Origin of the sequence: Caballeronia sp. LZ034LL, assembly GCF_031451215.1 — a bacterium.
In the GTDB taxonomy this organism is placed as follows: Bacteria; Pseudomonadota; Gammaproteobacteria; order Burkholderiales; family Burkholderiaceae; genus Caballeronia.
In genome coordinates this window covers 698,603-717,760 of sequence record NZ_JARUXR010000001.1, presented here as the reverse complement: position 1 = coordinate 717,760, position 19,158 = coordinate 698,603, and the positions used below count along the sequence as shown (strand labels likewise).

Genomic DNA, 19,158 nt, shown 5'->3' with positions numbered 1-19,158 from the left:
CGGGGTCGAGCGGTTAGAATCGCAAATATTCGTCTAACGCTCACGGAGCCTCGCATGTCCGCCATTTCCAGCCGTACCACGCTCACGAAGTATCTGATCGAGCAGCAGCGCGAACACCAGAATCTGCCCGCCGACCTGCGTCTGCTGCTCGAAGTCGTGGCGCGGGCCTGCAAGCAGATCGGCTATCACGTGAGCAAGGGCGCCCTCGGCGAAGCGCTCGGCTCCGCCGGCAGCGAGAATGTCCAAGGCGAAGTGCAGAAGAAGCTCGACGTGCTGTCGAACGAAATCCTGCTCGAAGCCAACGAATGGGGCGGCAATCTGGCCGCGATGGCATCGGAAGAAATGGAAAAGATCTTCCCAATCCCCAATCGCTATCCGAAGGGCAACTATCTGCTGACCTTCGATCCGCTCGACGGCTCGTCCAACATCGACGTGAACGTGTCGATCGGCACGATCTTTTCGGTGCTGCGCTGCCCAGATGGCGTGGAACCGAGCGAACAGGCGTTCATGCAGCCGGGCTCGCAACAAGTCGCGGCCGGCTATGCGGTGTACGGTCCGCAAACCGTGCTCGTGCTGACGACCGGCCATGGCGTGAACTGCTTCACGCTCGATCGCGAACTCGGCTCGTGGGTGCTCACGCAGCGCGACATGACGATTCCGGTCGAGACGCGCGAATACGCGATCAACGCATCGAACAGCCGGCACTGGTATGAGCCGGTGCAGCGCTATGTCGGCGAGCTGACCGAGGGCAAGGAAGGCGCGCGCAAGGAAGATTTCAACATGCGCTGGATCGCTTCGATGGTCGCGGACGTGCATCGCATCCTGAGCCGCGGCGGCATCTTCATGTACCCGGCCGACAAGCGCGACCCGTCCAAGCCCGGCAAGCTGCGCCTGATGTACGAAGCCAATCCGATGGCGTTCATCGTCGAGCAGGCCGGCGGCGCGGCCACCAATGGTGAACAGCGCATTCTCGATATCGTCCCGACGAGCCTGCATCAGCGCGTCGCGGTGTTCCTCGGTTCGAAGAGCGAAGTGGATCGCGTCACCCGCTACCATCACGAAAAGAAAATTTGATTCGAGCTATTGCCAAATCGAGAAAACGGTCGCTATAATCTTGTTTCTCTGATGCCGGAATAGCTCAGACGGTAGAGCAGCGCATTCGTAATGCGAAGGTCGGGGGTTCGATTCCTCTTTCCGGCACCAAAAAGATCAGCAGTAAAAAAACCCGCGTTCACGCAAGTGACGCGGGTTTTTTGCTTTATCCGGTGGTTCTCCATCTGCACTCGTTTTCACCCCCACGAGTGGGTGGATGCACGTGCAGCACGTCTATGCCACGATTGCCTGAAGTTGTTCGCGAGTGCGCTCGACCGACTTCAGACCGTGCGCGTCTTTCGCTGAATCTTCCTTTGCGATTTCACGTTCAGTCCGAGTGCGCGTCTGATTCGCTTTTTATGTGCGGCTTCGTACAACAACACGCTATTTTCCGCTCTGCACCATCGAGCGTCAACGCAGGTTTCCCGGTATCGTTATATCCATAGAGGAAACGCTACAGTCGGACAAGGGTTGAGCCGGCGGGATCGGCAAGCAAGGCGCCATGCGGCTGACAGCGATATCGCCGCAGGTTTGAAATGCGCAGTTTTTGCGGCACCGGATTTTAAGGGCGAGTATGCATTACCGATGGACCACCCTTTGCAACACGAACGATCATGCGTTGTGCTTTAGCCGTATCGATTGGATTCAAGTTGAATCGGCAGCCATCCGATAACGCATTTTGAGAGGATTTCGAGTTTTAACTGCTGCTTGTGTGCGGCGGCGCAACAGCCGCATCAATCAGGTTGGCGCATTTGAGTGTAGTCATCGAGGAGAGAGATCATGGACGCAAAACCGACGAAAATCCCGACGCCCGACAAGGTGTTTTGTCCGGATCAGGATCCGGTGGCCGTCGAATTTCTCGCGACCGAATTGCCTGAGCATGTCAGGGCTTTTTTCGACGAACAGCGCAACGCTGCCCAGTCGAAATAGGAAAGATGCACTGGATCACGCAGTCGTCGTGGGAATGACAGACCGCCGCGCGCGGTGCAGGCGGGCGTTCGCGTCCGGTTGTGGCTCGCGCCAGGTCTCCCCACGTCGTTGATGCTTGGGCGAGCGGCACATGCCGGCTCGCCTGTTCAGGACACTCCTCCTCTTCCTCTCTGTTGATCCCGGTCGGCGGTACGCTATTCTGGCGCTTTTGCTCGTTCATGCCGATGCGCCGTCGCCCGACCCTCTCCCTTCTCGTTCCCGCCGCTTTTGCGTGCGCACTTGCGCTTGCCGCACCTGGCAGCGCCCACGCCGATGGCGACGAGTCCGCCTTCACCAATGTCATCGCATTGGTTTCGCAGCGTCTCGCGCTGGCGGAACCGGTCGCGCGCTGGAAGTGGGCGCATCACGATGCGATCACCGACGCGCCGCGCGAAGAAGCGCTGCTCAAGCAAGTCGAAGAGAAAGCGCGTGCCGCGCAGGTCGATCCTGAATTCGCGCGCGCCTTCTTTCGCGATCAGATCGAAGCGAGCAAGGACGTCCAGAACGCCCTGTTCGCCAACTGGCGCAAGCTTAAGGCCGCGCCGGAAGGCACGCCGCCGGATCTCGCGAGGGACACGCGCCCGAAGCTCGATCAGCTCACGCGCTCGCTTATTGCGGCGCTGGCGCACGTCGAACCGCTTCGGCACACGGACGATTGCCCCGTCCGGCTCGCGGAAAGCGTCGCGCGATGGAAGCATCTGACACGCTACGACGCCGCGATGGATGCACCGCTCGAGCGCGCGCTATCGCATGTCTGCGCAAGCGGCGGGCTGGGCGCGGTGGGTTGACCGCTGGGGTCGACTGAAGATCAGAACGCGGCGGCGAGCGGGCGGATGTCGAGCGGCGTCACGGGCAGACCGCGTGCGAGGCGTTCACTCAAAATCCGGTAGGTCGTCAATTCGAAGCCAAGCGCCGCGACGCCCGCCGACAACGCAGCCGCTGCGTCCAGCGAGTCAGCCGAGCCAAGGTATTGCCATCGATTCACGACATGCCAAACGCGTCGTCCCGACTCGGCGTCGCGCTCCTCGACGGCAATCGCACCCGCATACGGCCAGGGTGCGCCGCGCGCTTCACCGGAGCGCGGCTTCGGCACCCGATTGTGAGCCGGCCGCAAAGCCGCGATCCATTGTGCTTCGGAAAGCATTGCGCCGATTTCGCCGCCCGTCGCCTTGTATTCGACACGGCGCACGAGCGACGCCAGCCGCAAGTCCTTCGCCGAGCGCTTCGGCCCGACCAGATGCGAACGCACGCGTTGCCGCAACCGTACGCTTCGGCCGACGTACAACGGTGCGTCGTCGTCGCCGTGGAATACATAGGCGCCGCAGCCGGCGGGAATGCGCTCGATCGTGTCCTCGTCGATGTGCGCCGCAAGCTGGAACCGGCGCGTGACCCGCTCGAGATGCGCCTGCATGACCTCGGGCGCGTGCGCGCGATGCAGGTGTTGCCAGAATTGCCAGAGCAGATCGGCGTCGGCGAGCGCGCGGTGACGCGCCGACGGCACGAGCGCATGGCGTTGCACCAGTGCGTCGAGACCGTGGCGGGCTTCCGACGGATACACCGCCCGTGAGAGCTGCACTGTGCAGAGGACGTCCGGCACGAACCGGAGTCCGACGCGCTTGAACTCGCCTTTGAGAAAACCGTGATCGAAATGGGCGTTGTGCGCGATGAAGAGTCGTCCGCTCATCCGTTCGAGCAGGTTCGTGGCCAGTTGGTCGAACGTGGGCGCGTTCCGCACCATGGCGTCGTTGATGCCGGTCAGCTGCTGGACGAACGCGGGAATGGAGCGCTGCGGATTGACCAGCGAGGTCCATTGCGAAACGCCTTGCGGACCCACTTCGACGATGCCGATCTCCGTGATGCGGTCGACGCCGAAGGTACCGCCTGTCGTCTCGAGATCGACGAAAACGATGGGTTCGGCCGGGAGCGTGAAGCGGGATGAATCGGAGTGCATCATGGACGGCGGAAAGCGGTGCGCCTGACGAGACCAGGCAGGCGCGAAATAAAGGATGAATTGCCCATTCTAACGCAGGGCATCGGCTGGCCTTGGCCGTGCACCTATGTCATTCGACAATTAAGCGCTTCCCGCGTTTTGCGATGCCGTAATTGAGGCGCGTGATGAATGCCGCAGTGAAAAGCAAAACATTCATCACCATTTCATAAATCAGCTGGCAATAGAGGCAAACCCGCAATCAAGCTGACCGAATAACGAGTGGAAACGGGCTCTCGAAGGTTCTGGGGTGCTGAGGCCCGCGCCGAGGCCGCGCTCCGCGCGGGACCTCAGCCTGCAGGGCCGCGGCCTCACGGACGTCCTGCCTCAGCAAGGTCAACGTGCCGCCCGCCAACGTGATTCAGATGCGTCTCTTAAGCCGCTTATTCTCTTTGTTTCAAACCGTGGTATCTAGAAACACCGCTTTATAAAGCTCTGACCTTGCATTTCAGATCGCATTTCGTTTAATCCGCGAATCAAATCAGATGGCAATTCGGCTTAATGAATAATAACGAGATAATGCCAGACTCCTCGACAAAGACATATCACCAGATAAGAGCCGCAATTCCTTGCCGGATTCTCCACGCCCGAATCATCTGCTTTTATCCAGGATTAATGAGGCAGGCGTGCCTACGAAGATCGGTTTTAAGCAATCAGCCGACTGGAAGCTTTGACCGGATCAATACGTGGATAAGAGGAAATTTTGTCTCGATATCAGCCGGCAGAGTTCTCCGTCCCAACATCAACGCCCCGTCGAGAGGCCCACGGGACAAGCCCCCGCGACGACCCGCCATGCAAGCCTTCAAAGACGCACAGTAAAAAAAAGCGCGACTGGGAAGTCGCGCTGACAAAGTTTGGAGATCTTTTTCCGTCAACGAAAAAGTCTGCTTCGGAAAGCAGAGCACTCAGTATAGCGATGCGCCTCGCACAAATTACCTGCATAAATCACAAACTTCTCTTTCAGATTTCTCAACAATCCAAATTCGGAAATGACCTGTTGCTTCTGCGCGTCAATTTGTGTCGTTCATGCGCAACGCCAATCGGTTGACACTTTAGCCCTTACGACTTCATTCGCGCATAAACCCTTGTAAATAAACAGGAATAAGCGAATTTCCGATCATTGCGCGAGGAAGAATGGTTTATTGCGGAAATCGAAGAATACGCAATGTGACACCGTTCTTTACACTTCGTCTGGTCCGGAAACAAATGTGTCGGCTGCCGATGCATAGCTCTTCTGGCCGCGCCCTCTCGCAGCGCGCCGGAACGAGGTTTCCTCAAAGCTGGGTCCTGGGCCCAATCTGCTCTCGGAGTTACAAAGATGAAAAAGACTCTCATGGTCGCCGCCCTGACGGGCGTTTTTGCTACTGCCGCCCATGCGCAAAGCAGCGTCACGCTGTATGGCCTGATCGATGCCGGCATCACCTACACGAACAACAACGTGACGACGGCCGGCGGCACGGGCCACAGCAACTTCAAGGCGACGAGCGGTTCGGTCAACGGCAGCCGTTGGGGCCTGCGCGGTGCTGAAGACCTCGGCGGCGGCCTGAAGGCAATCTTCACGTTGGAGAACGGCTTCAACATCATGAACGGCACGAACGGCCAAGGTGGTCGCGAGTTCGGCCGTCAGGCATACGTCGGTCTGTCGAGCACGCAGTTCGGTGCCGTGACGCTCGGCCGTCAGTATGACTCCGTCGTCGACTTCGTCGGCCCGCTGGCGCTGACCGGCACGCAATACGGCGGCACGCAGTTCGCCCACCCGTTCGACAACGACAACCTGGACAACACGTTCCGCGTCAACAACTCGATCAAGTACACGAGCGCCAACTACGCCGGCTTCAAGCTGGGCGCGATGTACGGCTTCTCGAACGAGGCAGGCGGCTTTGCGGATAACCGTGCTTACAGCGTCGGCGCATCGTACAACTACGGTCCGTTGAACGTTGCTGGCGCGTACATGCAACTGAACAACGTCGGTTCGGCGACGAACAACATCGCTGGCGCAGTCGGCAGCGACAACTCGCCGTTCACGGCTGGCCGTCAACGCATCTTCGGCGGCGGCATCAACTACGCGTTCGGCCCGGCAACGGTCGGCTTCGTGTTCACGCAGACGATGCTGGACAACGCAACGTCGCTGAACAACGTCGCAACGAACGCAGGCAACATCAACCTTGGCGACAGCCACGTTCGCTTCACGAACTACGAAGTCAACGGCCGTTACAACCTGACGCCGGCTCTGTCGGTCGCAGGCGCGTACACGTACACGGACAGCCGTATCGCCGGCGAAAAGCCGAAGTTCCATCAGTTCAGCCTGCAAACGGCCTACGCGCTGTCGAAGCGTACGGACGTGTACCTGCAAGGCGAATACCAGCACATGACCGACGACGATGGCCTGCCCATCGGCGCGACGATCAATGGCGTGGGTATGTCGTCGTCGTCGAACCAGGTTTCGGCAACGGTTGGCGTGCGTCACCGCTTCTAAGCGTCACCGGCTGTACTGCTGTAGAAAAGCCGCTCTTCGGAGCGGCTTTTTTTGCGTTCTGGGTTCAGGCAGCGGTCCTGAACCGGACGGCACACGCGCCTCAGCGCGGATAGCGCACGTCGAGAATGTCGATCTGCCGCACGCCCGCGGGCGTATGCAGCGCGACCGTGTCGCCGATCTTCGCCTTCAACAGCGCACGCGCCATCGGCGAGATCCAGCTCACCCAGCCGCGCTCGAGATCCACCTCGTCCACGCCGGCAATCGTCACTGTCTTCACTTCACCGTCGTCGCCGGCGTAATCGACGGTCGCGCCGAAGAACACCTGGTCCACGTTCTCCTGCTTGCTGCTGTCCACCACTTCCGCTGCGTCCAGCCGTTTGGTCAGGAAACGGATGCGCCGGTCGATCTCGCGCAGGCGCCGCTTGCCGTAGATATAGTCGCCGTTCTCCGAACGATCGCCGTTCGATGCCGCCCACGATAACAGCTTGACCACCTCGGGACGCTCGTTGTCGAGCAGTTGCAGGAGCTCGTCACGCAGGCGCTGATGCCCTTGCGGCGTGATGTAGTTCTTCGTGCCTGCCGGGACGTCCGGGTGCGCGGTTTCGAGATCGTCGTCGCTGTCGTCCGACTCTTTGACAAATGCCTTGTTCATGATGCGAATCCAGATCCAGTTTCGAGATGACACACGCTTTCAAAACATCAAGTTACCATGCGGAACATGCATCTCCTACGAAGGAAACCGGGAATTTGCCCATTAAGCCTTCCATTTTTGGATTAGCTTGGCTATAATTCCGCTTCTGCGTGCGGCTGTAGCTCAGTTGGATAGAGTACTTGGCTACGAACCAAGGGGTCGTGGGTTCGAATCCTGCCAGCCGCGCCACTTTTTCCTGATGTTTTCATTATTGGCGGTCGCGTCAATCAAGGAAAACATCACGCGCTTGACCATAAGCGCATTGAAGTCACATGAAGCAGTACCGTTTTGCGTGCGGCTGTAGCTCAGTTGGATAGAGTACTTGGCTACGAACCAAGGGGTCGTGGGTTCGAATCCTGCCAGCCGCGCCATTTTAGAAGGGCCTTCCAGACGGAAGGCCCTTTTTGTTTTCGCCGCTCAAACGGTCGCTCGAACCGGCCCGCATCGGGACCGTGCAATCAGACGCGCGGAATCGAACCGATATCGCCGATATGCTTCTCCGGCGCCGGCACATCTTCCACCGACGCCACCGCGCTCGACTCGCCAATCGCCTCCGCACGCGTCCCCAGCAACGATTGCGGCCGGCGCATGAATTCGTCATCCACGGTATCGCCGAACGCCTGCCGCACGAACGCGCGCAGCAACGCGATGCGCAACGACGCTCCGCGCCCCTCCACGCTCTCGCCGTCCTTGCCGAAGCTCACCGTGCAGACCACTTCGCCGCGCCCGTGATCGTGCATCTCGAGCCTGCAGGCGCGCTCCAGCACCACGGAGGCGGCTTCCCACGAGGTAGACGGCAGGAAGCGCCCGTCCCAGGGCCGTCCGCGATCGTTGCCGCGGATGGAAAGCGTCTCGCCGCTATCGGTAAAGTGGATTTCTCGAACGAATTCGTGCAGCCCGCGCGCGACCCAGTAGTCGAGCGTGGCGCCTTCGAGATCGGATGTGTTCATTGCGCCGCTCTCTCCTGTCGATGGAGGACGGAGCATGCACGCCGCGTTCCCGCGCCGGGATCGAGCCGGGATCAGTAGTCCGCGCGTTCCCGGTCGATGCGCATGCCGCCGTCCTGATTGCGATGATGCGGTTCGTCGCTCGGACGTTCGCGCGCGATCCGCATGACGTCGTGATTGGTTCGCACGCGGCGCATCACGTTGGCCAGATGCACGCGGTCGCTGACCTGGATCACGAAGCGCAGCAGCTTGGCTTCCTGCGACACGTCCTCGTCCATCGCGATGTGCACGATGTTCGCGTCCGCCGACGTGATGTCGGCCGCGACGCGCGCGAATACGCCCTTGGTGTTCTTCACCAGCACCTTGACGGCGACGTCGAACAGGCGGCCTGGCTGCGGCGCCCACGCGACGTCGATCCAGCGGCCCGGATCGCGCTTGTGAATGCGCTGCGCGACGCGGCAATCGGTGGTGTGGATCGCCATGCCGAGGCCGATGCCGATATAGCCCATGATGTCGTCGCCGGGAATCGGGCGGCAGCACGGCGACAACTGCACCGACATGCCTTCCGTACCCGTGATGACCACCGGCGGCGCAGTATTGGTGTTGTGGTGATCGCGATGCGGATGCTCGTCGTCATCGAGGCCGTTCATCAGCACCTCGATGCGTTTGGCCATCACCGCGGCCACGCGGCGTCCGAGGCCGATATCCGCGAAGATTTCCTGGCGCGTCTTGTTGCCGGTCCAGAGCACGAGCTTTTCCCAGACTTCCGGCGTGACGTCCGACAGTGCGAGGCCATAACCCTTGAGACTTTGATCGACGAGGCGCTCGCCCAGCTGGACGGACTCGTTCAGGCGCATCGTCTTCAGATAGTGACGAATGGCCGAGCGCGCCTTGCCGGTGCGCACGAAACCGAGCCACGCGGGATTCGGCTTCGAATACGGCGCGGTGATCACCTCGACGATATCGCCGCTCTTCAGCTCCGTGCGCAGCGGCAGGAGCTCGTTGTTGATCTTCACCGCGACGCACTGGTTGCCGAGGTCGCTGTGAATGGAATACGCGAAGTCGAGCGCGGTGGCGCCGCGTGGCAGCGGCATGATGCGCGACTTCGGCGTGAAGACATAGACGGCGTCCGGGAACAGGTCGATCTTGACGTGTTCGAGGAATTCGCTCGAATCGCCCGCTTCGCTCTGGATGTCCAGCAGCGACTTGAGCCATTGATGCGCGCGCTTCTGCACGTCGTTCAGGTCGGCGCCGCCGTTCTTGTACAGCCAGTGCGCCGCAACGCCCGCTTCGGCGATCTCGTGCATCTTGCGCGTGCGGATCTGGAACTCGATGGGCGCGCCGAACGGGCCGACCAGCGTGGTGTGCAAGGACTGATACCCGTTGACCTTCGGGATCGCGATGTAGTCCTTGAACTTGCCCGGCACCGGCTTGTAGAGCGCATGCAGCGCGCCGATGCACGTATAGCATTCGAGCGCGCTCTCGACGACCACGCGAAAGCCGTATACGTCGAGCACCTGCGAGAACGACAACTGCTTGTCGCGCATCTTCTTGTAGATGCTGAAGATCGTCTTCTCGCGGCCGGTGACTTCCGCGTTGATCTTGGCGTCCGCGATGGTGCGTTGCACCGCTTCGAGAATCTTGCCGACCACTTCACGCCGGTTGCCGCGCGCCGCCTTCACCGCTTTTTCGAGCGTGGCGTAGCGGGTCGGATTGAAGTTCGCGAACGAGAGATCCTGCAGCTCGCGATAGGTATTGTTCAGACCGAGCCGGTGCGCAATCGGCGCGTAGATGTCCAGCGTCTCGCGCGCCACGCGCCGGCGTTTCTCCGGCGGCACCGCGCCCAGCGTGCGCATGTTGTGCAGGCGGTCGGCCAGCTTCACGAGGATCACGCGCACGTCGCGCGCCATCGCGAGCAGCATCTTGCGGAAGTTCTCCGCCTGCGCTTCCTCGCGATTGCGGAACTCCATCTTGTCCAGCTTGGACAACCCGTCGACCAGTTCCGCGACCTTCGCGCCGAAGCGCTCCGCAATCTCCGTCTTGGTCACGCCCTGATCTTCGATCACGTCGTGCAGCAGCGCCGCCATGATCGACTGCGCATCCAGCTTCCAGCCCGCGCAGATTTCCGCGACCGCCACCGGATGCGTGATGTACGGCTCGCCGCTCTGGCGATACTGCCCGAGATGCGCTTCGTCGCTGAAATGGAAAGCTGCCTTGACTTCCTTGATCTCTTCGGCCGTGATGTAGCCGGAGAGCGCATTCGTCAGTTTCGCGATGGAAACGACGTCATGCTTGCGCGGCTGCTCGGGCGTGGCAGTCGGGCCGAACAGATGGCGGAAGGACTGTTCGAGAACGGCGTCGATGTACTTGCGCGCCGCGTGCGGCTTGTCGGCGTCGAGCAAGGAGTCGGCGTCGGTGTCGAGATCGGGATCCACGGCGGCGGAGACGGGCAACGGTGTCTGACTCATGATCGCCTCCTCCGTGGTGATGTGATGCGGCGGGTTGCAGGTTGCAGCCTGCAAACGGATCAGGGAACCGGCGCCGGTTCCCTGCTTGATTCAAGCCCTCAGACGGGGACCTTCTTCAGCATTTCGATGCCCACTTGCCCCGATGCGATTTCACGCAGTGCGACGACGGTGGGCTTGTCGCGGCTTTCGATCTTCGGCGTATGGCCTTGCGCCAGCTGGCGAGCGCGATAGGTTGCAGCGAGTGCGAGCTCGAAGCGGTTAGGGATTTGTTTCAGGCAGTCTTCGACAGTGATGCGGGCCATGTTGGTTTCCTTCTCGATATGAACTTTATTCTACCTTATGTGACCGATATGACCCGGCCACCGCGGTGCTCATGATTGCGGCGTGGAGTGGATGCCGAGATCCACGAAGAGCTGCGTATTGCGGGCGTATTGCGACGTGAAGCGCAGGCGCGTCGCGGCGACGAGGCAGCGCAACTCGGTGAGCGCGCGATCGAAATTCTCGTTGATGACCACGTACTCCGCTTCCGACGCATGCGCCATCTCGCTGCCGGCTGCAAGCAGACGGCGCACGATCACCTTCTCGGAATCCTGGCCGCGTTTCTTGAGGCGGTCTTCGAGCGCATCCAGCGACGGCGGCAGGATGAAAATCTCCACCGCATTGCGGAACTGCTTTTTCACCTGCTGCGCGCCCTGCCAGTCGATTTCGAGCAGCACGTCGTGGCCCATCTTCATCTGGTCGGCAATCCACAGCTTGGACGTCGCGTAGTAGTTGCCATGCACTTCGGCGCTTTCGAGAAACTCGCCGCGCTCGCGCCGCTCCATGAATTCATCGACGGACACGAAGTGATACTGCACGCCGTTGGTTTCCTTGGAACGCGCTTCACGCGTCGTATAGGAAACCGACAGCAGGATGGCCGGATCTTCGGCGAGCAGCGCGTTCACGAGCGTGGACTTGCCGGCGCCCGACGGCGCGACGACCATGAACAGGTTGCCCGGATAGATGCCGGTGTAGTGGCTGTGCGAGCGATGCGGTGTGGGGTTCGACATGATGGTGCGTTACTCCAGATTCTGTACTTGCTCGCGCATTTGTTCGATGAGCAGCTTGAGCGTCATCGAGGCGTCGGCGAGTTCCTTCGCGGCGGCCTTCGAGCCGAGCGTGTTCGCTTCGCGGTTGAGTTCCTGCATCATGAAGTCGAGACGCTTGCCGACCTTGCCGCCCTTTTGCAGCACATGGCGCGTCTCGGTCAGGTGCGCGCTGAGACGCTGCAATTCCTCGGCAATGTCGATGCGGATGCCGTAGATGGTCACTTCCTGGCGGATGCGTTCGGCGACTTCCTCGCGCGGCACGCTGGCGGCGGAGGCGCCGTCGGCGGTGGCGATGCCGAGCGCATCCTGCAGGCGCTCGACGATCTTGTGCTGATGCCGCGCGATCAGTTCGGGCACGAGCGGCGTAATGCGCGCAACGATGGCTTCCATCTCCGTCACGCTGTTGAGCAGCACGTTGCCGAGCGCGGCGCCTTCGCGGCCGCGCACTTCGATGAGATCGGCGATGGCCTGCCTGCCGCACGCGAGCACGGCTTCGCGCAGCGTGTCCTGCGACACCGAGCTTTCCGCGAGCACGCCGGGCCAGCGGAGGATTTCGCCGGTGCGCATGCGCTCGGCGCCGGGGAAGATGTCGAGCACGGCGCGCTCGAGCGTGGCGAGCTGGCTGAGCGCGTCGCGGTTGAGCGCGCCGGCGTTGGCCGTCTGTTCGACACGATTCAGGTTGATGCGGATATCGACCTTGCCGCGCGAGAGCTTGTTCATCAGCATTTCGCGCAATTGCGGCTCGGTGGCGCGCACGTCTTCAGGCATGCGGAAATTGAGGTCGAGGAAGCGCGAATTCACCGTGCGCAATTCCACCGAGACTCCGACGCCCGAACTGCCCGCGCCATTGGGCCCCGCGCCATCCGCGACGACTTCGCGCGTCGCGCTGGCATAGCCAGTCATGCTGTAGATCATGGTACGTCTCGCGATTGAGACCTTCGTTGCGAAGGCCGTTTCGATACGAAGCGCCCGGCGCTTTCGAAAGCCCCTTGGAGTGGCGCGTGTGTGACCGCCGGGCGAAGAATCGGCATTATCCCATTTTTGCCATGCGGACCGCCGATACGAAGGGTCGGCCGGACCGGGCCCGCCCGACGCCCTGCGGGGTTTGGCGATAAAATCCAGCCTTGCTGCGCGGCGTCTCACGGCTGTCCTGCAAGCGTTCTGTGCCGGACGCGCGCGCTTTCACTCTCACCACTCGATCCTCATGACCGACTCTCCCCTGCTGAAGCCTTCTCCCCCGCGTCCGAGCGGCCGCCGCGCGAACCAGCTGCGCGACGTGCGCATCACGCGGAACTACACGAAGCACGCGGAAGGCTCGGTGCTCGTCGAATTCGGCGATACCAAGGTGATCTGCACGGCCAGCATCGCCGAGCGCGTGCCCGAATTCCTGCGCGGCCGCGAACAGGGCTGGCTCACCGCGGAATACGGCATGCTGCCGCGCGCCACGCACACCCGCAGCGACCGCGAAGCCGCACGCGGCAAGCAGACCGGCCGCACGCAGGAGATCCAGCGTCTGATCGGCCGGGCGCTGCGTTCGGTGTTCGACCTGAACGCGCTCGGCGCGCGCACGCTGCATCTCGACTGCGACGTGATCCAGGCCGACGGCGGCACGCGCACGGCGTCCATCACCGGCGCGTTCGTCGCGGCCTATGACGCCACCAGCAAGCTGCTGGCGGCGGGCAAGATCGCGAAGTCGCCGGTGAAGGACTTCGTCGCGGCGATTTCGGTGGGCATCTTCGAAGGCTCGCCGGTGCTCGATCTCGACTACGACGAAGACTCGCAGTGCGATACCGACATGAACGTCGTGATGACGGGCTCGGGCGGCTTCGTCGAAGTCCAGGGCACGGCGGAAGGCGCGCCGTTCTCGCGCGAGGAGATGAACGAGCTGATCGCGCTCGCCGACAGCGGCATCAAGGCGCTCGTGCTGAAGCAGAAGGAAGCACTGGGGATTCGCGGTGTCTGATTCGTTTGCATCCGGGGCGGCGCCGGGCCGTGTCGTGCTCGCCTCGAACAACGCGGGCAAGCTGCGCGAGTTCGCTGCGCTGCTGGAAGCGGCGGGCATCGAACTGATCGCGCAGGGCGAACTCGGCGTGCCCGAGGCGCCCGAGCCGCATGTCACCTTCGTCGAGAATGCGCTGGCGAAGGCGCGCCATGCGTCGGCGCTGACGGGCCTGCCCGCCCTCGCCGACGACTCCGGTCTGTGCGTGCGCGCGTTGCAGGGCGCGCCGGGCGTGTATTCGGCGCGCTATGCGTCGCTGGCCGGTGGGGAGAAGAGCGACGCGGCGAACAACGCGCGGCTGGTCGTGGATCTCGCCGGCGTGGCGGACCGTCGCGCGTATTACTTCTGCGTGCTGGTGCTGGTGCGTCACGCCGAAGACCCCGAACCGCTGATCGCAGAAGGCCGCTGGCACGGCGAAGTGCTCGACGAACCGCGCGGCGCGCATGGCTTCGGCTATGACCCGTACTTCTTCCTCCCCGCGCTGCACGCCAGCGCCGCCGAGCTCGATCCCGCCCGCAAGAACGCGCTGAGTCACCGCGCGCTGGCGCTGCGCGATCTGCTGCAACGACTGAAGGAACTGGCGTGAGCGCGGGACCGAAGACCATCAACGTGGTGCAGACCTTTACGTCGCCGGGCAGCATCCGCCTGACGTCGTTGCCGCCGCTCGCGCTGTATGTGCATTTTCCGTGGTGCGTGCGCAAGTGCCCGTACTGCGATTTCAACTCGCACGAGTGGAAGGGCGACAGCTTTCCCGAAGACCGTTATCTCGACGCGCTGCGCGCCGATCTCGAAAGCGCGCTGCCGCTCGTGTGGGGACGGCAGGTGCATACGATCTTCATCGGCGGGGGCACGCCTTCGCTGCTGTCGGCGCACGGTCTCGACCGGCTGCTCTCGGACGTGCGCGCGCTGCTGCCCGTCGACGCCGACGCCGAGATCACGCTCGAAGCCAACCCCGGCACGTTCGAGGCGGCGAAGTTCGCATCGTTCCGCGCGAGCGGCGTGAACCGGCTGTCGATCGGCATCCAGAGCTTCAACGAGGCGCATCTGAAGGCGCTCGGCCGCATCCACGATGCAGGCCAGGCGCGCCAGGCCGTGGAGATCGCCGCGCGGCACTTCGACAACTTCAATCTCGACCTGATGTTCGCGCTGCCGCAGCAGTCGCTCGACGAATGCCGGCAGGACATCGAGACGGCGCTGGCGTTCGCGCCGCCGCATCTCTCGCTGTATCACCTGACGATGGAGCCGAATACGGTCTTCGCGAAGTATCCGCCCGCGCTTCCCGACGACGATGCCTCCGCCGACATGCAGGAGTGGATTCACGAGCGCACGCGCGAGGCGGGCTACGGGCGCTATGAGGTATCGGCGTATGCGAAGCCGCATCGGCAGAGCCGGCACAACCTCAATTACTGGCGCTTCGGCGATTACCTCGGCATTGGCGCGGGGGCGCATACGAAGCTGTCGTTTCCGTCGCGGATCCTGCGGCAGGCGCGCTTCAAGCATCCGGCGGGCTACATGGATCACGCTCTTTCGCCCACTGAAACCCCGGTGCAGGAAGAACGCGAAGTCGGTCCGCGCGATCTGCCCTTCGAGTTCATGCTGAACACGCTGCGGCTCGTGGAAGGCTTTCCGGTGCATGCCTTCGTGGAGCGCACCGGCTTGTCGCTGTCCGCGATAGAGCCCGCGCTGCAGCGCGCGGAACAGCGCGGACTCATCACGCGCACGCCGGAGCGCATCGCGCCGACCGAGCTCGGCCAGCGCTTTCTCAACGATCTCCAGGAGATGTTCTTGAAGGATTCGCACAATTGAGCGCGTCGACGGCGGCGTCCGGCTCGGTGATGCGGCATCGTCCGTTCGCGCTGTTCTGGAGCGCGCGGGTGATGTCGTCGGTGGCGTTCCAGATGATGTCGGTGGCGATCGGCTGGCAGGTCTATTCGATCACCCATAGCGCCTATGCGCTCGGCTTCGTCGGACTCGCGCAGTTCCTGCCGATGTTCGTGCTGACGCTGGTCGTCGGACACGTGGCGGACCGCTACGACAGGCGCACCATCGCGTATGTGTGCCAGGGAATCGAGGGGATCGGCGCGCTCGCCCTGTGTCTCGGCGCGTGGCACGGCTGGAATCATGTCGGCCCGATCTATGCCATCGCCACGATCACAGGCGCGGCGCGGGCTTTCGAATCGCCATCGATGGCGGCGCTGTTGCCCAATCTCGTCGCACGCACGCAGTTGCAGCAGGCGACCGCATGGTCCACCTCGGCCAACCAGACCGCGATGATTCTCGGCCCGGCGCTGGGCGGCCTGCTGTATGGCTTCGGCGCGTTGACGGTGTATGGCGCGGTGGCCATCGCGTTCCTGGCGGCGGCGTGGGCCGTGGCGGCGATCAGCATCGATGAACCAGTCCGCATGCGCGCGCCCTTGTCGTTCGAGGCGCTGTTCTCGGGCATCGGGTTCATTCGCAGCAAGCCGGTGATTCTCGGCGCGCTGTCGCTCGATCTGTTCGCCGTGCTGCTCGGCGGCGCGACGGCGCTGCTGCCCGTCTATGCGCGCGACATCCTGCATACCGGTCCGTGGGGACTCGGCGTGCTGCGCGCGGCGCCGGCGGTGGGCGCGCTGACGGGCTCGATCGTGCTCGCGCACTTTCCGCTGCGGCAGCGCGCGGGCACGGCGCTGTTCGGCGGCGTGATCGTGTTCGGCATCGCAACGATATTGTTCGGGCTGTCGCACGACATCGTGCTCTCGCTGATCGCGCTTGCCGTGCTCGGCGCGTCGGATGTGATCAGCGTGGTGGTGCGCACGTCGCTTGTGCAGTTGCAGACGCCCGATGACATGCGCGGAAGAGTCGGCGCGATCAACTCGCTGTTCATTGGAACGTCGAACCAGCTGGGCGAGTTCGAGTCGGGCATGACCGCCGGGCTGTTCGGCGCGATGCCGGCGGTGTTGATCGGCGGGATCGGGACGATCGCCGTCGCGCTGCTGTGGATGCGGCTGTTCCCGGCACTGCGGGCGACGAAATCGCTCGAGGGGTGACGGCTCGGGGCGCGAGTTGCGCTACAATACGCGCCTTGCTGGAGGTGTGGCCGAGCGGTTTAAGGCACCGGTCTTGAAAACCGGCGAAGGAGCGATCCTTCCGTGAGTTCGAATCTCACCGCCTCCGCCACCCCGCCCGTTTTTTCTCGTTTCGTTGCGAACAATCGTCGAAACGCTCGCCTGATAAGCCTCTCCGCCCGATTCCACTTGCTCGAAGTGTCTCGACTCGTTGCGTTTCGGCGCTTTCAGTCGCAGATTCTTTGGTGGATGGGTTGGTGGATAACTGATGGTGGATGGGTTGGTGGGTAATACCTCCGCGCTCCATTTCAGGCTCTCCAGCCCGCGAAACCCGGACGAACGACGATGCCGAAGAAAGCGAAAGAGCTTGGACCCCTCGCCGTCAGCCGGCTGAATGAGCCCGGCAAGCATGCCGTCGGCGGCGTCGATGACCTAATAAGGGTCGCTCGCTCCGTCGCCATCATCTAAAGCTCCAAATCGATCGAGCGGCGGAAAACAGCCCGCGCTGCCATGATCCGAGGAACGCGCAACGGGGTGCAATCTGCCGGCGTAGGCGCGTCGGCGACGGCCGCATGTAAAGTCCTTGTGGCGGACAAAAATCGTCAGGGATTCGCGTGACGCGATCGAACATCGATGCTTGCTGCCGCGCAGTCTCTTCTGCCTTGCGTAGCCGCAATTCAAGCGTGCTGCGACGAATCGCAAGATAGCGAGCTATGGCCAATTTGTCGTCATCGAATCGATCAAGCACTCGCAGGTACGCCACAGCCTCCGTGTATCGCTCACGCACAGCTCGCTCTCTTCGGTGCGCCTCTTCGGCTTCTATCAAGGATGTCTCGGGCTCGTATGCCTGCGGCGCAGTCAAGGTCGCAGCGAGCCCGTTTCGTACTTCCCCTTCCCCGTTGGTCTCTTCGTGATCGAGCCTGGCTGCGAAACGCATGGCGCGATTTGCGAATCTTCCAAATGCCTTCTTCAGGCGATCGATGATTGCTTGCTGAAACGTTCGATCTTCCGGTTCGAAGGCCCGCCCTGATGCTTCGTTTATCTCTGTCGCGGCTATCCAAGCCTCTGCCTTTAAGTCCTCGACGGACTGTTCTCCGCGCGTGATCCGTGCAAGCCGCTCTAGCTCCTTTATCATCGGCTCAATCAGGCGCGAATAGAATGACTCTTTGCTTGTGTTCGACATGGGATTCCCAAGCATTGCGGAGCTCGAAGAATAATCGGTCACTTGCCGCTGTAGTTAAACACGGCGTGTAATCGCTACCCTGCCGAGGCTGGACTCACCCGGAAATTGCAACTCAGCTCGCCCGAGATCTCGTCACCGGATGGCGCCGCGACGGGCCGGTTGATCAGGGGGACCGCATGGAAGTATCGCCTCGGCTATTGGATCTGCTTGCCTACCCGCTGGCGCCCGGCTAGCAGCAGCGCGACGATATTTCACTTTGATCCGATAAAGCCCGATTTATGGGGATTTCCCCCGTTTTGGGGAAAAGCGCTGCGCCACCTCAATTACGGAGGATCCCCGCATTTGCGCCCGCCGAGCTGCTAGCCTCTTATCCCGTGCGGCTCTGCGACCGCATGCTTGCAAACGCCATCGGGTCGCGAAATCAGGGCGGTCTGAGGATACAGGCGGGCAAGTCACCCACCCTGCACGTCGCCTACTTCTATCGCTTATCTCGGGAAGGGAGAAACTCAAGGAGCGAGAACGGCGCGTTGTCTGTGACAGGGTATTTCCGCACCGCAGCGGTCGGTTTAGGTCGTTCATTCGTGGCTGGTGATGCGATGGGCTTCACGCGGCAGGCTTCGAGGTATCGATAGAGCGACGCCAAATCGTAGACATGCGTCTTGCGGGTTAGCTTGAATCGCTGAATGAATCGGCCCTCGGCGTCAAGCCGGCTGATCATGTGCGCCGGCACGCCGAGTATCTCTGCGGCCGCTTTCGCGCTGACTCGCTGTCCATCCACTGCTGTCACCTTCTCTCCTTGATTTCATAACGCCTTTTCGAGCGTCCGGCGCATTAGACGAAGATCTGTCGCCGAGCCTTCGTCAGTGCTGACACAAGCGAAATGCAGTGTTCCACAATTAAGATTGAACGACGCGGCGCTGCACACATAATTGCATCGGACGCTTGCATGGCGTCTGGTTGCTTTGCTGCTTGCCCGGCCGCGCGCCGGGCTTTTTATTTCCAGAGGCGCGCCTTCTGCAGCAAGGGTCAGGTGTCCTCAAACTTGAGGAGACATCACAGTAGAAATTCCGGCTTTGCCTCCTCGTTCATTGCAACATGGCCGCAATCGGTCGCCATCTTCTGTGTCGCAGGAAAAGCAGTGGCGGGCTGTCCCCTGCTCCATAGCGTTCTTCTCAACGTGTCGTGAACCCTTCAAATTTTGGTATTCCCCCACC

16 protein-coding genes and 4 tRNA genes are annotated in these 19,158 nt (G+C 62.0%); 12 read left to right on the top strand and 8 right to left on the bottom strand.

Translation table 11 applies throughout. The features are described 5' to 3' along the window. Positions 1–54: 54 nt before the first annotated feature. The 4 genes from QCE83_RS03315 (at position 55) to QCE83_RS03300 (ending at position 2,849) form a co-directional block, all read left to right on the top strand. Complete coding sequence (locus tag QCE83_RS03315; RefSeq protein WP_309807598.1) at positions 55–1,074, top strand: class 1 fructose-bisphosphatase; 1,020 nt, start codon at positions 55–57, stop codon at positions 1,072–1,074. A gap of 53 nt (positions 1,075–1,127) precedes the next feature. Next, positions 1,128–1,203, top strand: a tRNA-Thr gene (locus QCE83_RS03310). 669 nt (positions 1,204–1,872) lie between these two features. Further along, entirely contained in the window at positions 1,873–2,022 is a 150-nt protein-coding gene (locus QCE83_RS03305; RefSeq protein WP_309807597.1) for a hypothetical protein, read from the top strand. A gap of 224 nt (positions 2,023–2,246) precedes the next feature. Next, positions 2,247–2,849: a chorismate mutase gene (locus QCE83_RS03300; RefSeq protein ID WP_309811428.1), complete on the top strand. Its 603-nt coding sequence runs from the start codon at positions 2,247–2,249 to the stop codon at positions 2,847–2,849. A gap of 20 nt (positions 2,850–2,869) precedes the next feature. On the opposite strand, the gene QCE83_RS03295 is transcribed toward QCE83_RS03300, so the two are convergent. Next, on the bottom strand, positions 2,870–4,012 hold the full coding sequence (locus tag QCE83_RS03295) for an exonuclease domain-containing protein (protein WP_404984713.1): 1,143 nt from the start codon (positions 4,010–4,012) through the stop codon (positions 2,870–2,872). A gap of 1,354 nt (positions 4,013–5,366) precedes the next feature. Here QCE83_RS03295 and QCE83_RS03290 point away from each other — a divergent pair. Next, positions 5,367–6,524, top strand: a complete 1,158-nt coding sequence (locus QCE83_RS03290; protein WP_309807595.1) for a porin — start codon at positions 5,367–5,369, stop codon at positions 6,522–6,524. Between the two features lie 100 nt (positions 6,525–6,624). Here the strand turns inward: QCE83_RS03290 and greB are convergent, their stop codons facing one another. Beyond that, positions 6,625–7,176: a transcription elongation factor GreB gene (greB, locus tag QCE83_RS03285; protein WP_309807594.1), complete on the bottom strand. Its 552-nt coding sequence runs from the start codon at positions 7,174–7,176 to the stop codon at positions 6,625–6,627. A 151-nt stretch (positions 7,177–7,327) separates the two neighbouring features. Between greB and QCE83_RS03280 the strand changes: the two genes are divergently transcribed. Together QCE83_RS03280 and QCE83_RS03275 are read left to right on the top strand one after the other, a co-directional pair. Beyond that, positions 7,328–7,404, top strand: a tRNA-Arg gene (locus tag QCE83_RS03280). A gap of 105 nt (positions 7,405–7,509) precedes the next feature. After that, a tRNA-Arg gene (locus tag QCE83_RS03275) sits at positions 7,510–7,586 on the top strand. 87 nt (positions 7,587–7,673) lie between these two features. Here QCE83_RS03275 and QCE83_RS03270 read toward each other — a convergent pair. The 5 genes from QCE83_RS03270 to QCE83_RS03250 all read right to left on the bottom strand — a co-directional run bounded on the left by QCE83_RS03270 (position 7,674) and on the right by QCE83_RS03250 (position 12,633). Continuing rightward, positions 7,674–8,165, bottom strand: coding sequence for a phage protein NinX family protein (locus tag QCE83_RS03270; RefSeq protein WP_309807592.1), 492 nt, complete (start codon positions 8,163–8,165; stop codon positions 7,674–7,676). A gap of 71 nt (positions 8,166–8,236) precedes the next feature. Then, positions 8,237–10,630, bottom strand: a complete 2,394-nt coding sequence (locus QCE83_RS03265; protein ID WP_309807590.1) for a bifunctional (p)ppGpp synthetase/guanosine-3',5'-bis(diphosphate) 3'-pyrophosphohydrolase — start codon at positions 10,628–10,630, stop codon at positions 8,237–8,239. A 98-nt stretch (positions 10,631–10,728) separates the two neighbouring features. Next, entirely contained in the window at positions 10,729–10,932 is a 204-nt protein-coding gene (gene rpoZ, locus QCE83_RS03260; RefSeq protein WP_050456014.1) for a DNA-directed RNA polymerase subunit omega, read from the bottom strand. Between the two features lie 69 nt (positions 10,933–11,001). Next, the gene (gene gmk, locus QCE83_RS03255; protein ID WP_309807588.1) at positions 11,002–11,679 is read right to left on the bottom strand and encodes a guanylate kinase; all 678 of its coding nucleotides are present in this window, start codon (positions 11,677–11,679) and stop codon (positions 11,002–11,004) included. A 9-nt stretch (positions 11,680–11,688) separates the two neighbouring features. Continuing rightward, positions 11,689–12,633, bottom strand: coding sequence for a YicC/YloC family endoribonuclease (locus QCE83_RS03250; RefSeq protein WP_309807587.1), 945 nt, complete (start codon positions 12,631–12,633; stop codon positions 11,689–11,691). A gap of 289 nt (positions 12,634–12,922) precedes the next feature. Here QCE83_RS03250 and rph point away from each other — a divergent pair, with 289 nt between their 5' ends. The 5 genes from rph (at position 12,923) to QCE83_RS03225 (ending at position 16,873) form a co-directional block, all read left to right on the top strand. Continuing rightward, positions 12,923–13,681 (top strand): ribonuclease PH, encoded by a 759-nt coding sequence (rph, locus tag QCE83_RS03245; RefSeq protein ID WP_404984113.1) that lies wholly within the window; start codon positions 12,923–12,925, stop codon positions 13,679–13,681. Next, positions 13,674–14,303, top strand: a complete 630-nt coding sequence (gene rdgB, locus QCE83_RS03240) for an RdgB/HAM1 family non-canonical purine NTP pyrophosphatase (RefSeq protein WP_309807586.1) — start codon at positions 13,674–13,676, stop codon at positions 14,301–14,303. The genes rph and rdgB overlap by 8 nt, the downstream gene beginning before the upstream one ends. Next, positions 14,300–15,523 (top strand): radical SAM family heme chaperone HemW, encoded by a 1,224-nt coding sequence (gene hemW, locus QCE83_RS03235; protein ID WP_309807585.1) that lies wholly within the window; start codon positions 14,300–14,302, stop codon positions 15,521–15,523. Before rdgB ends, hemW begins: the two co-directional genes overlap by 4 nt. A 29-nt stretch (positions 15,524–15,552) precedes the next feature. Further along, positions 15,553–16,743, top strand: a complete 1,191-nt coding sequence (locus tag QCE83_RS03230) for an MFS transporter (RefSeq protein ID WP_309811422.1) — start codon at positions 15,553–15,555, stop codon at positions 16,741–16,743. 40 nt (positions 16,744–16,783) lie between these two features. Then, a tRNA-Ser gene (locus QCE83_RS03225) sits at positions 16,784–16,873 on the top strand. 348 nt (positions 16,874–17,221) lie between these two features. Here QCE83_RS03225 and QCE83_RS03220 read toward each other — a convergent pair. Continuing rightward, positions 17,222–17,944, bottom strand: a complete 723-nt coding sequence (locus QCE83_RS03220; protein ID WP_309807584.1) for a hypothetical protein — start codon at positions 17,942–17,944, stop codon at positions 17,222–17,224. Between the last annotated feature and the right edge of the window lie 1,214 nt (positions 17,945–19,158).

What these genes read in the sequence shown, in the direction of transcription:
- rph (WP_404984113.1), top strand. Translation starts at nt 12,923, where the DNA reads ATGACCGACTCTCCCCTGCTGAAGCCTTCTCCCCCGCGTCCGAGCGGC.
- rpoZ (WP_050456014.1), bottom strand. Translation starts at nt 10,932, where the DNA reads ATGGCCCGCATCACTGTCGAAGACTGCCTGAAACAAATCCCTAACCGC.
- QCE83_RS03220 (WP_309807584.1), bottom strand. Translation starts at nt 17,944, where the DNA reads ATGTCGAACACAAGCAAAGAGTCATTCTATTCGCGCCTGATTGAGCCG.
- QCE83_RS03300 (WP_309811428.1), top strand. Translation starts at nt 2,247, where the DNA reads ATGCGCCGTCGCCCGACCCTCTCCCTTCTCGTTCCCGCCGCTTTTGCG.
- QCE83_RS03295 (WP_404984713.1), bottom strand. Translation starts at nt 4,012, where the DNA reads ATGCACTCCGATTCATCCCGCTTCACGCTCCCGGCCGAACCCATCGTT.
- QCE83_RS03270 (WP_309807592.1), bottom strand. Translation starts at nt 8,165, where the DNA reads ATGAACACATCCGATCTCGAAGGCGCCACGCTCGACTACTGGGTCGCG.
- gmk (WP_309807588.1), bottom strand. Translation starts at nt 11,679, where the DNA reads ATGTCGAACCCCACACCGCATCGCTCGCACAGCCACTACACCGGCATC.
- QCE83_RS03305 (WP_309807597.1), top strand. Translation starts at nt 1,873, where the DNA reads ATGGACGCAAAACCGACGAAAATCCCGACGCCCGACAAGGTGTTTTGT.
- QCE83_RS03290 (WP_309807595.1), top strand. Translation starts at nt 5,367, where the DNA reads ATGAAAAAGACTCTCATGGTCGCCGCCCTGACGGGCGTTTTTGCTACT.
- QCE83_RS03315 (WP_309807598.1), top strand. Translation starts at nt 55, where the DNA reads ATGTCCGCCATTTCCAGCCGTACCACGCTCACGAAGTATCTGATCGAG.
- QCE83_RS03265 (WP_309807590.1), bottom strand. Translation starts at nt 10,630, where the DNA reads ATGAGTCAGACACCGTTGCCCGTCTCCGCCGCCGTGGATCCCGATCTC.
- QCE83_RS03230 (WP_309811422.1), top strand. Translation starts at nt 15,553, where the DNA reads ATGCGGCATCGTCCGTTCGCGCTGTTCTGGAGCGCGCGGGTGATGTCG.
- QCE83_RS03250 (WP_309807587.1), bottom strand. Translation starts at nt 12,633, where the DNA reads ATGATCTACAGCATGACTGGCTATGCCAGCGCGACGCGCGAAGTCGTC.
- greB (WP_309807594.1), bottom strand. Translation starts at nt 7,176, where the DNA reads ATGAACAAGGCATTTGTCAAAGAGTCGGACGACAGCGACGACGATCTC.